The organism is Anoxybacillus amylolyticus, from assembly GCF_001634285.1.
In the GTDB taxonomy this organism is placed as follows: Bacteria; Bacillota; Bacilli; order Bacillales; family Anoxybacillaceae; genus Anoxybacteroides; species Anoxybacteroides amylolyticum.
In genome coordinates this window covers 1,193,043-1,207,366 of record NZ_CP015438.1, presented here as the reverse complement: position 1 = coordinate 1,207,366, position 14,324 = coordinate 1,193,043, and the positions used below count along the sequence as shown (strand labels likewise).

Here is a 14,324-nt window from a genome sequence, read left to right as displayed (position 1 = left end):
AAATTGTAAAGTACATTTTTTCAAAAGGGGAGAAAGATAGTGAAAATAGCATGCCTGCAACTTGATATTGCCTTTGGCAACCCAGCAGAAAATAAACGGCGGGTTCAACACGAATTAGAACAAATATACAATCACCCACTAGATGTTGTCGTTCTTCCTGAATTATGGACGACTGGATATGATTTACCGAACTTGCAAACGATTGCCGACGAAAACGGGAAAGATACGAAAGCGTTTGTGTCGGAATTAGCCCAATTATACAACGTAAACATCGTTGCCGGCTCTATCGCCAAAAAAACAAAAAATGGAATTACAAATACGATGTATGTAGTCAATCGAGCAGGAGATATCGTAGGGGAATATAGCAAACTCCATCTTTTCCGCTTAATGGACGAACATTTGTATTTACAATCTGGGGACGAAACAGGGTTTTTTACGCTAGATGGTACGTTATGTGCAGGCGTTATTTGCTATGACATTCGCTTTCCGGAATGGATTCGCGCCCATACCGTTCAAGGAGCAAACGTGCTCTTTGTTGTGGCGGAATGGCCGCTTCCTCGCCTTTCTCATTGGCGAACGCTTTTACAAGCGCGGGCGATTGAAAACCAATGCTATGTCGTCGCGTGCAATCGAGCAGGAGCGGATCCAAACAACGTCTTTGCTGGTCATTCTCTCATCATTGACCCGTGGGGGAACATCGTTGTCGAAGCAGGCGAAAAACCGTGCTCGTTAATTGGCGAAATCGAGTTAGCAAAAGTAAACGAAGTGCGAAGCCAAATCCCCATTTTCCAAGATCGCCGTCTTGCAGCTTACGTGAGAGCAGAAAAAATTTTTTAAAAAACATATTGACAAAACAAACCAATGCCATGTATGATTCGAATCAAGCGAATGAACTAAACTTTCACATTGTTTTCAACATTCAAATAACGATAACACTCTTATCAAGAGCAGGCGGAGGGACGAGCCCAATGAAGCCCGGCAACCGGCGATGACGCACGGTGCTAATTCTTGCAGCGATACGCTGAGAGATAAGAGGTGCGAAGCGAACTTCAAACCTCTTTCGAAAGCGAAAGAGGTTTTTTATTTTAGATTAGGGAGGAATGACGATGTCTAAATCTATTTATGAACCGCTAACGGAGAGCAGCGCTGTTGCTTTAGCTGTCCGGCTCGGTATTTTTCCAGAAGGCACTCCATTAACGTGTCGAGAAATTGGCGATGGGAACTTAAACCTTGTTTTTCGTATCGTCGACCAGCGAACAGGAAAAGGAATTGTTATTAAACAAGCGCTGCCATATGCAAAAGTGGTTGGGGAAAGCTGGCCACTGACGTTAAAACGGGCTATCATTGAAAGCAACGCCTTGCGCACGTTTGCTAGCTATGTACCGCAATATGTGCCAACTGTTTATTACTCGGATGAATCGTTGGCGATTACGGTAATGGAAGATTTGTCGCATTTGCAAATTGCTCGCAAAGGACTAATCGAAGGGAAAACATTCCCGCTTCTTTCCGAACATATCGGTGAATTTATCGCGAAAACGTTGTTTTATACGTCGGATTTTGGAATGAATCAACAGCAAAAAAAGCAGCTTGTGCAACAGTTCGTCAACCCTGAGTTGTGTAAAATTACCGAAGATCTCGTATTTACCGATCCATTTTTTGATCATGAAACGAACAATTTTGAACCAGAACTTCGGCATGATGTAGAAGCGCTTTGGAATGATGAAACGCTTCATCTCGAAACCGCAAAATTGAAACGGAAATTTTTAACGGAGGCAGACGCGCTTATTCACGGCGACCTCCACACAGGGAGCATTTTTGCAAGCGACACAGAAACAAAAATCATTGACCCGGAATTTGCGTTTTATGGCCCGTTTGGGTTTGACATCGGGCAGTTTTTCGCTAATTTATTGTTAAATGCGTTGTCCCGTAAAGAACATGAACAAGCGCCGATATTGTATCATATCGAAAAAACGTGGGATGTTTTTTCGACAGTCTTCTCACGTCTTTGGGAACAACATAATGTCGAGCCGTACGCGAAAACAAACGGCTGGTTGCAAGACATATTGCACACGATTTTCGTCGATGCTGTTGGATTTGCCGGCTGTGAAGTCATTCGCCGAACGATTGGCTTAGCCCATGTCGCTGACCTTGATGGAATTTCTGACAAACAAAGGCGCCTTGAAGCAAAACGACGTGCCCTTCAACTTGGCAGAGCACTTATTTTGCACCGCTATTCCCTTCGGAGCGCGCAACATATTCTTGCTACGTTCGCTCAAACATCAACCGTCAGTGAAGGGCACTTAGCATAAGAAAGCATTCCTGTTAGAAAGGTTTTGGGGGACTTGAAAGAAAAAAGCCCTCTTGGTATGATGCAGGGGTACCAACAAACACCTATCATCCAACCAAGGAGGACTTACTATGAATTGTACACAAAATCGCAAAATTGAACAAGTCACCGATCAAACATTAGTGATTGGAATGGATATTGCCAAGCAAAAACATTACGCAGCGATCGTGGACGCACGAGGTCGGGTACTGAAAAAGTCGTTTCCGGTGTTCCAGTCGAGATTCGGATTTGAACAGTTCTATGCGTTGATCCAAGAGGCGATGAGGGAGTTTGGCAAAACGGAAGTGATCGTCGGAATCGAACCGACCGGACATTACTGGTTGAACCTCGCCTACTTCCTCGAGGAAAAAGGGATCCCGTTGGTGATGGTTAACCCGATGCACGTCAAACGGTCGAAAGAACTCGACGACAACTTGCCAACGAAGCATGATGCCAAAGACGCCCTAGTCATCGCAAGACTGGTCAAAGACGGACGTTTTAGCTATCCACGTATTCTCCATGAGGTGGAGGCGGAATTGCGGGCAGGAAGTACGTTTCGAGAGTCATTAATCAAGGAACGGAATGCCGTCCACAATCAAATGATTCGTTGGCTGGATCGGTACTTCCCTGAGTTTGTGCAGGTGTTTCCGTCGTTTGGCAAAATGGCATTGGTGGTGTTAGAAAAAACGCCATTTCCGATGGACATCGCAAGTCAGACGATAGAGGGGCTCATGGAGCGTTATCGGCAAAGCGAGGCGCTAAAATGCCCACAGAAACCGAAAGTGCAAAAGCTGTTAGAGATGGCTCGCCATTCGATTGGCATCACGGAAGGACAACAGATGGCCCGTATCGAAATCGCCACGTTGGTCCGCCGATATCGCCAATTGGAACAAGAGATCGCAGCGTTGACGGAAGAGTTAACTGCCCTTGCACAAACGACGGTCGAATATGAATGGCTCCAAACGATTCCGGGGCTAGGAGAGGCGACGATCATTGAACTGTTGTCGGAAATCGGGAGTTTTCATCAGTACCAAGATCCGCGGCAATTGATCAAATTAGCGGGCTTGACGTTGAAAGAACACTCGTCTGGACAACACAAGGGGCAAAAACGAATCTCGAAGCGAGGACGAAGACGGCTACGCGCCCTTCTCTTTCGGGTGATGATACCACTCATCCGCCATAACAAGGCGTTCCGAACGTTGCACGAGTACTATACGACACGTCCCGTCAATCCGTTGCGTAAGAAGCAATCCATTGTGGTGTTATGTGGCAAGCTATTGAAGATTCTATACGCGGTTTGTGTGAAACAACAAGCATTTGATGAGGAACGAATGATGCAAGATATCTTCTCCTCCACTCAAGCACAGGCAGCCTAGAGCCGCCTCCTTTGACAAGAAAAACTGTCTAAACAACCAGATGACACGGAGAAGCTGGCACGATTTTATACATTCGACCTCGAGTCCCTAAGAAAGCTTAGCCGGCCTCTGCCTGGTGAAGAGACCGAACGAAGGAATGTAGGCACAAGGATGCCCAGAGACATGGGAGGGTTCGTCCTCATCAGCTATGCAGAGATCCAAGGTGCATCACATACACATCCATCCACTGCAGAAAAAAATACCCAGCAGTGACCGCGAAGCGCACCATGGATTGTTAGATATCAACAAAAATGAAAAAGTATGTAATGAGTTTTGTCGAAAAATATTTTTTTGGCACCCCTAAGATGCCAAGAAACCTTGATATATCAACATTTCTAGAGGGAGTAGTACGATGAAAACATACGCACTGTCTAGCTAATACTTACGAAACGAAAGGAAGAACGATATGGCTGAATTGCTTTTCATTCCCCGTTCGGTGGAATGGAATGAAACATCGATTACCATTTTAAATCAACAAAAGCTGCCTTTTCAGACTGAATATTTAGAATTAAAAGAATTAGAAGATGTTTGGGACGCAATCGCCACATTAAAAGTGCGTGGGGCGCCAGCCATCGGAATGACCGCCGCTTATGGACTTGCGCTCGCTGCTCAACAGTACAACGGTTCGATCGCTGAATTTCAAAAACAACTCCAAAAAGCCCGTACTTATCTAGCGAGCGCCCGCCCAACCGCGGTCAATTTAGTTTGGGCGCTCGACCGCCTTGTCAAAAGCGTGGCAAAAGCTACATCGGTAAATGAAGCAAAAACCACGCTCATTCACGAAGCAATTCGTATTCAAGTTGAAGACGAAGATACGTGCCGAGCGATTGGCGAATACGCATTGTCATTATTTCAAGAAGGAGACCGCGTGTTGACGATTTGCAATGCCGGTTCGATCGCCACCGCTCGCTACGGAACAGCGCTTGCGCCATTTTATCTTGCAAAAGAAAAAGGCGTCCATCTTCATGTCTATGCATCAGAAACGCGGCCGGTACTACAAGGCGCAAGGCTAACAACGTGGGAACTAATGCAAGCGGGCATTGATGTCACGCTTATTACCGATAACATGGCAGCGCAAACAATGAAAACAAAGCACATTAACGCTGTCATCGTTGGGGCTGATCGAATCGCAGCAAACGGCGACACTGCGAATAAAATTGGAACATTCGGCCTTGCGTTGCTCGCTAGATCATTTGGCATCCCGTTTTACGTCGCTGCCCCACTGTCAACAATCGATTTGTCAACGAAAACAGGGGATGATATTCCGATCGAGGAGCGAAATCCAGAAGAAGTGACCCATCTCGCGGGAACACGAATCGCTCCTGAAGGCGTCAACGTTTACAATCCAGCATTTGACGTCACGCCAAACGAGCTAATTACTGCCATTATTACGGAAAAAGGAATCATTCGCGGCAATTATAAAACGGCATTACCAGCGCTATTTAAGGAGGAAGAAAGCATTGAAACGACTTAATGTTGCATTTATAGTTGCAGTATTATTCTCCATCATTCTAGGCGGTTGCACAAATGAACAAGACGCAGTAAGTTCGAAACAACCAAAGCAAGAAAATACATCGACACAATCATCAGCTGCATCCGCCGAACAAACGGAAATTCCAGAAAAACTGAAAAAACCAATAAAAATTGCTGCTATTATGCAAATGTCGATTGGTACTTTTTCATCCCAGTACATTTCTGGTATAAAAGAACAAGTCGAGAAATTCGGTGGGGACGTACAAATCTATAACGCTGACAATGATCTAACAAAAATGGCTTCATACGTAGAAACAGCCATTACACAAAACGTTGACGCTATCCTATTAGATCACGGACGGGCTGACGCATTAAAAGGTCCTGTTGAAAAGGCAGTAGCCCGCGGAATCCCTATCGTGGCTTTCGATAACGATTTAAACCTTCCAGGTGTGACAGTTATTGACCAAGATGATTATAGCCTCGCTTGGAAAACGTTAAAAACATTGGCTGAAGATCTGAATGGAGAAGGAAACATCGTGACCATCTGGGTTGGAGGATTCACCCCGATGGAACGACGACATGTTATTTATGATGCATTTAAAAAGCGTTATCCAAATATTAAAGAAGTGGCTAAATTCGGTACGGCAAGCGCCAACACAGCATTAGATACGCAAACACAAATGGAGGCAATTTTAAAAAAATATCCAAACAAAGGAGATATTGCTGCCGTATTTGCCACATGGGATGAATTCGCCAAAGGAGCCACACGGGCGATCCAACAAGCAGGACGATCTGAAATTAAAGTTTACGGAATTGACTTAAGCGATGAAGATTTGCAAATGATCCAACAGCCAAATAGCCCTTGGGTTGCGACAACTGCAACCGATCCAGCGGAAGTCGGTCGCGTTCAAGTTCGATTTGCATATCAAAAAATTGCAGGAGAAAACACACCAAATATTTATTCCCTCGAACCCCATTTAGTCAAAAAGGCTGATTTGCCAAACAAACAACTTTCAATGGGAGAACTACATCAATATATTACAGGCTGGGGACAATCGAACGTTGCAATCTCTCCATGGATGAAATCATTGGAAGAGCAGGGGAAGAAAAAATGAGCGGTCTTTCGATGAAAAACATTTATAAATCGTTCGGCAATGTAACCGTATTAAACGGCGTGAACTTCCATGTCCAAAAGGGAGAAGTTCACGCCCTTTTAGGGATGAACGGGGCTGGAAAAAGTACATTAATGAAAATTTTAGCTGGAGATTTGATTCCTGATAAAGGAACTATTACGATTGATGGAATGGACTGTACGTTTTCTTCTCCTTCTGATGCGAAAAAAACAGGGATTGGCCTAGTTGCTCAAGAAGTGGATGCGGTCCTTTTTCCTTTCCTTCCTGTATACGAGAATATTATTGCGGAAGATATGATTTCCAACGGGAAGGTGTTTGTTTCTCCCACAAAACAAAAACAACAAGCTGAACAATTGCTACGTCAAATCGGTTTAACCATTTCGCTACAAACGCTCGTCCATGAATGCACTTTGCACGAAAAACAACTGATTTCTTTAGCGAAAGTTCTTTTTTCTTCGGCTAGATATATTATTTTAGATGAGCCGACCGCGGCATTAAGCGAAACAGAAACAACACGTCTTTTTACTATTATCAATCGCTTGAAAGCTCAAGGTGTATCGTTCATCTATATTTCTCATAAACTAAAAGAAGTAAAAGAAATTTGTGATCGTGTTACTATTTTACGTGACGGTACGGTTGTTCATACTGGGGATGTGTCATCTTTGACGGTGGAAGAAATGGTTCATTATATGATCGGTCGTCCTTCTCCACAAACTAAAAACAAAAAACGGACGTACAGCGATAAAATTGCGTTTGAAGTAAAACAACTACACATTTCCAAAACAAACACAACAGTGGATTTGCAAATTCGCCAAGGAGAAATTGTAGGAATTGCTGGATTAGTTGGAGCTGGAAAAACGGAATTAGCAGAAAGCATATTTGCATATACAAAAACGAAAGGCGAATGGTTTATTCATGGAAAACGATATGTGTTTTCTTCACCAAAAGAAGCCATTGCTGCCGGCATTTGTTTTATTCCAGAAGAACGCCGAAAACAAGGGCTATTTATGAATGAAACAGTACGTACAAATTTAACGGTACGCCTACTACCTTCACTAACAAAATGGCAATGGATACGTCGAAAAAAAGAAAGAGAATTAGCGAAACAATTAATTCAAACGTTACATATCCAGCCCCCTGACGATGATGTACCCGTAAAATACTTAAGTGGAGGCAACCAGCAAAAAATTGTGATTGGAAAATGGTTACAAACAAATGGGGAAGTATTTATTTTTGATGAGCCTACCAAAGGAATTGATGTGAATGCAAAGTGGGAAGTATTTTCATTGTTGCGCTCACTTGCGCAATCCGGGAAAACAATATTGTATTTCACAAGCGAATTTCAAGAACTACTTGATATCGCTGATACCATCTATATCATGGTCAACGGGAAATTAGTTAATCGCTTTGCAGCAGAAGAAGTATCCTACGAACAGCTGATTTATTATAGTAGCGGAGGTGGTGAAGATGACTAAGCTGGCACTTGCAACTAGGAAACGCTCTCCCCTGCATTTTTTATATAAAAATGGCACTGTTCTTGCTATTTTTGGCGTGGTAGCATACTTTAGCGTAACACTTGATCGGTTTCTAACGTATGAAAATTTTAGTGATATTTTGCGTTCTATTTCAATTGTAACCCTTGTTGCTATCGGCATTACTTTTTCTCTTATCGTAAACGGATTTGATTTATCAGTTGGATCTACGGTAAGTCTAGCAACTATCGCTAGTGCTGCTTCACTAGTGTTGTATCGCCAAGAAATTTTGGTCACATTACTTGTTCCTATGTTGTTAGGGGTAGCGGTTGGTCTATTAAACTCTTTACTTATCGTTAAGCTAAAACTTCCTGACTTACTTGCTACATTGGCAACCATGTATGCTATCAACGGGATTCAACTAACCTATACGAAAGGATTTTCCATATACAATGACATGCCACTCCCTGATGGTGGAACAGCTCCGGGAAAATTTATACCTTCCTTTCTGTTTATCGGACAAGGGGAGATAGCTGGCGTACCATTTCCAGTTTTACTGATGCTAGTAGTCGTCATTGCTACCCATCTATTTTTAACATATACAAAACCAGGGCGGCTGTTTTATATGACTGGAGAAAATCAGGAAGCGGCACGACTTGTTGGAATTCCTGTGAATCGCTATCGTACTTACGCATATGTAATTAGTGGCTTTTTCGCCGCACTAGGGGGGATTGTTCTTGCTTCACGCATCGGAACAGGACAAGTATCCGCAGGAGCGTCCTTTTTGATGGATGGAGTTGCGGCGGCGTACATCGGATTTTCCGTGTTTGGTGCAGGAAAACCAAATGTCATCGGTACACTATTTGGCTCGATTTTAATCGGTGTCCTTTTGAATGGATTAACAATGATGAATGTACCGTACTACGCTCAAGATATTGTAAAAGGGGGTATTTTAGTAGGTGCGCTTGCGTTATCCCATATCCATAAGAAATAGGAATGTTTCCCCATCGGCTTACAAAACTATTTATGATATGATAGGATAAAAGCATAACACGATGCGTGTATTCGTATGAATGGGGGAACCATTGGATGACGATGATGACTACAGTGCTCACACAGCTATTAAACAGCACGATTCACTCCATTAAAATGGTCATTCCGGCAGGCATTCAGATTGGAAAGCCGTCGCTTTATACAGCGAATTCGATCCAGTCTTCGTTGTCTGTTTTAATCGGAATAACGGGTCAAGTTCATGGTCAATTGGTCATTGGGGGCACTGTGTCTTTATTTTCACAAATTAGCCAAATGATGTACGGAATGATGCTAGAAGGCGACATGCTTGAGTCATTTACGTGTGAACTAGGAAATATGATCGCTGGACAACTGGTAACACACGCCTCAAGCCAGCAATTAATCATGGACATTACTCCCCCGACATTGCTCGTTGGTGAAACAAGCGTCAAAGGATTTCAAAAAGCGATTCTCGTTCCAGTGAACGTAGAGGAGAAAGGGACGTTACACGTGATTGTCACCGTGAATGAGTAAAAGTAAGAAAAGCGCAAAGCGCCCACCTATCCCCCACCGAGGAGAGCTCAAACAAAGCATGGCTTGGTTCTGCGTGGGCAAAATCACTGAAGTTTCTTCATGTGCCGCCGCCGAAAGAAGGGGCGGAGCGTATCACACCGGTGGCGCTTGGAGCTAGACAGCTCTATACCCAATCGCAAAATTGTATACTTTCTTACCTTATAAAAAAACTAGAAGCAACGTAGCTTCTAGTTTTTTTATCCGCTTCTATAATGCTGTTCTAACTGGAGGAGCTTTTCTTTCACATCCGTTCGGTTTCCAGCGTACCCTGTTAGCGCATTGTTTTTTCCGATAACGCGATGGCACGGGACAATAATGGCTAGCTCGTTGGCACGGTTTGCCTGCCCAACGGCACGAACTGCTTTCGGATGGCCGATTTTTTGAGCGATATCGCTATAACTCGCCGTTTCACCATACGGGATGTCGCAAAGCGCTTGCCATACTTTTTGTTGAAACGGTGTTCCTTCCCATTTCACTGGCAATTGAAACACGGTTCGCTTCCTGTGAAAATATTCGTCTAGTTGCTTTACCGCTTCTTGTAATAGCAGGGCGTCGCTTTTTACTAATTCGTATGGATTATTCATCTTTTCCCAACCGTCTGCAAATAGCTCGACATGAACAATCGCTTCGCCATCGGAAATGATATAAATATCGCCAAACTCATTTGCTTTATATATTGTATACTCCCGTCTCTTCATCGTCTGCATCCACCCGTTCGATTGGCAATGTAATATGGAAAGTCGTTCCAATACCTACTTCGCTGTCAACATCAATTTTCCCTTGATGCTCCTCAATAATTTTATAACTAACCATTAATCCAAGTCCAGTCCCTCGCTCTTTTGTTGTATAAAATGGCTCGCCTAGTTTTTTTATTTTATCTTGCGGAATGCCGCATCCTTGATCTGCAACAGAAATACGAATATAGTCGGTTCCTATTTTTTGAATGCGCACGTGTATATCGCCGCCTTTTGGCATCACTTCGATTGCGTTTTTTAAAATATTAATAAACACTTGTTTCAATTGGTTCGGCTCGCAGTAAAGAAGTGGAAGCTTTTCTTCAAAATCGGAAATAATTTGCACGTTATGCATCATCGCCTGCGCACTAATTAAGTCAATCGTATCTTTCATAATTTTGCATACGTCGTTTTGTTTATATTGCACTGCTTGCGGCTTTGCCAATACGAGAAACTCCGTAATAATGGACTCAATCCGTTTTAATTCCGACATAATTACATCAAAATACATTGAATAATCATCTTTTATGCTACCTTGTAACAATTGGATAAACCCTTTTAACGCTGTCATCGGATTGCGGATTTCATGAGCAATGCCAGCGGCTAATTCTCCCACAACGTTTAACGTATCCGATTTGCGAAGCTGCCATTCGAGCTCTTTCTTTTCCGTCACATCGCGAAGCATCATCATGCCAACGCCAGCAATAATTTCTTTTTTCAGCGAAAGTTCAATCGTTCGTTGCTCCGCTTCTTTTGTTAACACTGTCATTTCCCCGTACGCTTCGCCGAGCTGCTCACACTGTTTAATGAGTTTATCAAACACTTTCCGCTCTTTTTCTGGAATGCATGTAATAAATGACTGCGCAAGCAACTGTTTCTTCGGCATTTGAAAAATGTCGCAAGCAATTGGATTGACATCTAAAATTCGATACTCTTCTCCCCACAGTAAAATGCCGTTCATCGAATGGTCGAAAATGCTGCGAAATTTTTGCTCGCTTTCTTGCAGTTCTTTTTCCATCTTTCCTCTTTCTGTCACATTGCGGAAAATAGCTAAATGGTAGCCGTCAATGACCCCCTGTTTCATCGTGAATTCCAACTGCTTATCTTCCCCGTTCGGCATATGGAACGTTAATTCATTGCGAATTTCACCTGTTTTCCGAAATTGCTCCATCACATCGTGGACTTTTTCATCATACTCAATAAAATCAAATAAATTTCTCCGAACAAGTAAATTGAGTGGCAACTCAAACGTACGACTCGCTGCCGGATTTGCATTAAGAATGTGTCCGCTATCATTCCAAATCAAAATAGCTTCATGGGCTTGTTCAAAAATGGCGCGAAACCGTTCTTCACTTTTTTGTAGCTTTATTTCCATATTTTTCTTTTCGGTTACATCGCGCATAATCGCCATATAAAACCCACTATAGATGTTCGATGTCATCGTTAACTCAAACATTTTGATAGTTCCATCGAACCGAGCAAGCGATAGTTCACCTTTGGCGGTTCCTTTTTCTTTCAATTCCACAAGTAATTGCACAAAATCGTCTTTGCATTGCCTTGCGACGAATTGTTGAAACGATAGATGAAGCAGCTTTTCTTTTTCTAAGTTTAAACTCATGCAAAACGCTGGATTGACATCAATGAACCGACCAAATTCGTCAAAAATGACGATGCTGTCGACCGCACGATTAAATACGTCTTTAAATAAAAATTCGTTAATAATCCTCTCTCGTTCCAGTGCCTTACGCCCGGAAATGTCGCGCATAATCGCCAAATCAAACCGATTAAACGCATCTTTTTTCATTGAAAATTCAATATGTTTAATTTTCCCATCCCTTAATTTAATGATCAACTCATCGCTAAAAGAACCAAATTTATGTAGCATTGATTGCTGAAATAATAAAATATCGGGAGGGACTAACTCAAGAAACATTTGAAAACGCTTTCCTACCAATTCTTCCTTTTCCATCTCAAACAAATGGCATGCTGCTTCGTTGACCTCAACAAATTCGCCATTTTTATCAAAAATAATGATCGCATCTAATGATCGTTCAAAAATAATCGCATAACCACTTAATTGTTCTTTCAACCGCCGGTTTTCTTCTTCTAATGATTTCACATTGACGATTAATTCTTGTTTTTCACTAGGAGAAAGGCTGTTGCTCATTATCATTCCTCCTCCATCTGCATAATATCAACAATCAATATATATTCGCCAGAAAAAGAAGTACTCCTGCTATATATTTTAAAATTTTCCGAAAACATCCCATTCTCTTAGTTTATTTTATTTTTTTATATATTATGTTATACTAAAATGTTGACGCTTATTATATTAAAGGGGTTTTTTACAATGAAAATTGTTTGCGCAACGTTAAATGCGAAGTATATTCATACAAACTTAGCCATTCGTTATTTAAAAGCATATGTCCAGCCGCAATTTGATGTGGATATTGCGGAATATACGATTAAAGACCCAGCGATGAGCATCGTGACCGACCTTTATCAAAAAAAACCAGATGTTATTGGATTCAGTTGTTATATTTGGAATATTGAAGAAACGATAAAAGTGTGCAACATGCTGAAAAAAATTAACCCGCACATCACGATTGTCGTCGGAGGTCCAGAAGTGTCATACGACGTGCGTGAATGGCTCGAAACTATCGATGCATTTGATTTTATCGTAATCGGCGAAGGAGAAGAGACGTTTAAACAACTGTTAATTCAGTTAAGTGGGACACGCAATTTCCATGCAGTACACGGATTGGCGTTTCGCGAAGAAGGGAAAATAATCATTAATCCACAACGAAATAAACTCAATCTCGCCGACATACCATCGCCGTTTCGATTTGCGGAAGATATTCCTCATTTAGCAAAACGGGTGGCGTACATTGAAACGAGCCGTGGCTGTCCGTTCAGCTGCCAATTTTGCTTATCTTCCATTGAGGTTGGCGTACGCTATTTCGATAGAGAAAAAATAAAAGAAGACATTCGTTATTTAATGAAGCATGGCGCAAGAACGATTAAGTTCGTCGATCGCACCTTTAACATTAGCCGCAGCTACGCGATGGAGATGTTCCGATTTTTAATTGACGAACATGTACCGGGTACGGTGTTTCAATTTGAAATTACGGCAGATATTATGCGCCCAGAAGTGATTGAGTTTTTAAATAAAGAAGCGCCGCCAGGACTGTTTCGCTTTGAAATTGGCGTTCAATCGACAAACGATGAAGTGAACCGGCTTGTGATGCGCAAGCAAAATTTCGAAAAACTCACACGCACCGTAACGATGGTCAAACAAGGTAGAAAAATTGCCCAACATCTTGATTTAATTGCTGGCCTTCCAGAAGAAGATTACACGTCGTTTCGGAAAACGTTTAACGATGTATTCGCCCTTCGTCCAGAAGAGTTGCAGCTTGGCTTTTTAAAAATGTTGCGCGGGACAGGACTTCGCCTGCGTGCGTCGGAATATGGGTATGTGTTTATGGACCACGCGCCATATGAGGTGTTAAAAAATAACGTACTTTCGTTTGACGATATTACGCGTATTAAACAAGTGGAAGATGTACTAGAAAAGTATTGGAATGCCCATCGTATGGACGAAACGATTGATTATTTAGTGACACACGTCTTTCCAACGCCGTTTGACTTTTTCCAAGCGTTTGGTACGTATTGGGACGAACAAGGATGGGCGCGCATCGGCCATCAGCTCGAAGATCTATTCCGCCGTTTATATGCATTTTTACAATCAAAACAAATCGAACAAGTACCGACTATTGAAGCATTAATGAAATACGACTATTTAAAAAATCAAAAACATAAACCGCGGAAGCCGTGGTGGGAAGAAAAAGCGACGAAAGAAGAACGGACGGCTATTTATCGCCAGCTTTTAGAACGTCCGATAGTACTTGGAGAAGCGTTTGCGGCACTTGAATTAGAGGAGAAAGAATTGTTTAAACATACCGTCATGGAAATCATTCCAATAGATATAGGTCATTATTTAAAAACAAAAGAAGTGCAGAACACGAAAACTGTCATGGTCGCCTATTTCGACCCCATTCAGCTAAAAACGGCGATCTTTTCCGCTCCGTTTTCTTTATTTGCACAGCCAACGAAAAAGTAGGGAGGCCCCTACTTTTTCTTTTTTCGTTTTGTTTCTTCCTTTAACATAAGCAGCTGATGGGCATTTA

11 protein-coding genes and 1 riboswitch are annotated in these 14,324 nt (G+C 42.3%); of the genes, 9 read left to right on the top strand and 2 right to left on the bottom strand.

Annotation, left to right across the window (positions count from 1 at the left end):
- Positions 1–39: 39 nt before the first annotated feature.
- The 8 genes from GFC30_RS06200 to GFC30_RS06165 all read left to right on the top strand — a co-directional run bounded on the left by GFC30_RS06200 (position 40) and on the right by GFC30_RS06165 (position 9,364).
- Positions 40–837, top strand: coding sequence for a carbon-nitrogen family hydrolase (locus GFC30_RS06200; RefSeq protein WP_066323376.1), 798 nt, complete (start codon positions 40–42; stop codon positions 835–837).
- Positions 838–935: 98 nt separating this feature from the next.
- Positions 936–1,035, top strand: a riboswitch (SAM riboswitch).
- Positions 1,036–1,100: 65 nt separating this feature from the next.
- The gene (mtnK, locus tag GFC30_RS06195) at positions 1,101–2,309 is read left to right on the top strand and encodes an S-methyl-5-thioribose kinase (RefSeq protein ID WP_066323375.1); all 1,209 of its coding nucleotides are present in this window, start codon (positions 1,101–1,103) and stop codon (positions 2,307–2,309) included.
- Positions 2,310–2,418: 109 nt separating this feature from the next.
- Positions 2,419–3,702 carry an IS110 family RNA-guided transposase gene (locus tag GFC30_RS06190; protein ID WP_066322282.1) on the top strand — a complete coding sequence of 428 codons (1,284 nt, stop codon included), beginning with the start codon at positions 2,419–2,421 and terminating at the stop codon, positions 3,700–3,702.
- Between the two features lie 445 nt (positions 3,703–4,147).
- A complete protein-coding gene (gene mtnA / locus GFC30_RS06185) occupies positions 4,148–5,215 on the top strand; it encodes an S-methyl-5-thioribose-1-phosphate isomerase (RefSeq protein ID WP_066323374.1) in 1,068 nt (355 codons plus the stop codon).
- Positions 5,202–6,329, top strand: coding sequence for a sugar ABC transporter substrate-binding protein (locus tag GFC30_RS06180; RefSeq protein ID WP_066323373.1), 1,128 nt, complete (start codon positions 5,202–5,204; stop codon positions 6,327–6,329). The genes mtnA and GFC30_RS06180 overlap by 14 nt, the downstream gene beginning before the upstream one ends.
- Complete coding sequence (locus tag GFC30_RS06175; protein WP_066323372.1) at positions 6,326–7,822, top strand: sugar ABC transporter ATP-binding protein; 1,497 nt, start codon at positions 6,326–6,328, stop codon at positions 7,820–7,822. Before GFC30_RS06180 ends, GFC30_RS06175 begins: the two co-directional genes overlap by 4 nt.
- The gene (locus tag GFC30_RS06170; RefSeq protein ID WP_066323371.1) at positions 7,815–8,813 is read left to right on the top strand and encodes an ABC transporter permease; all 999 of its coding nucleotides are present in this window, start codon (positions 7,815–7,817) and stop codon (positions 8,811–8,813) included. Before GFC30_RS06175 ends, GFC30_RS06170 begins: the two co-directional genes overlap by 8 nt.
- A 95-nt stretch (positions 8,814–8,908) precedes the next feature.
- Positions 8,909–9,364, top strand: a complete 456-nt coding sequence (locus tag GFC30_RS06165; RefSeq protein WP_238583548.1) for a chemotaxis protein CheX — start codon at positions 8,909–8,911, stop codon at positions 9,362–9,364.
- A 236-nt stretch (positions 9,365–9,600) separates the two neighbouring features.
- On the opposite strand, the gene GFC30_RS06160 is transcribed toward GFC30_RS06165, so the two are convergent.
- A complete protein-coding gene (locus tag GFC30_RS06160; protein WP_066323370.1) occupies positions 9,601–10,101 on the bottom strand; it encodes a methylated-DNA--[protein]-cysteine S-methyltransferase in 501 nt (166 codons plus the stop codon).
- Positions 10,073–12,304, bottom strand: coding sequence for a PAS domain-containing sensor histidine kinase (locus GFC30_RS06155; protein ID WP_066323369.1), 2,232 nt, complete (start codon positions 12,302–12,304; stop codon positions 10,073–10,075). The genes GFC30_RS06160 and GFC30_RS06155 overlap by 29 nt, the downstream gene beginning before the upstream one ends.
- Positions 12,305–12,487: 183 nt before the next feature.
- Here GFC30_RS06155 and GFC30_RS06150 point away from each other — a divergent pair, with 183 nt between their 5' ends.
- Complete coding sequence (locus GFC30_RS06150) at positions 12,488–14,257, top strand: B12-binding domain-containing radical SAM protein (RefSeq protein WP_066323368.1); 1,770 nt, start codon at positions 12,488–12,490, stop codon at positions 14,255–14,257.
- The last annotated feature ends 67 nt before the right edge of the window (positions 14,258–14,324 follow it).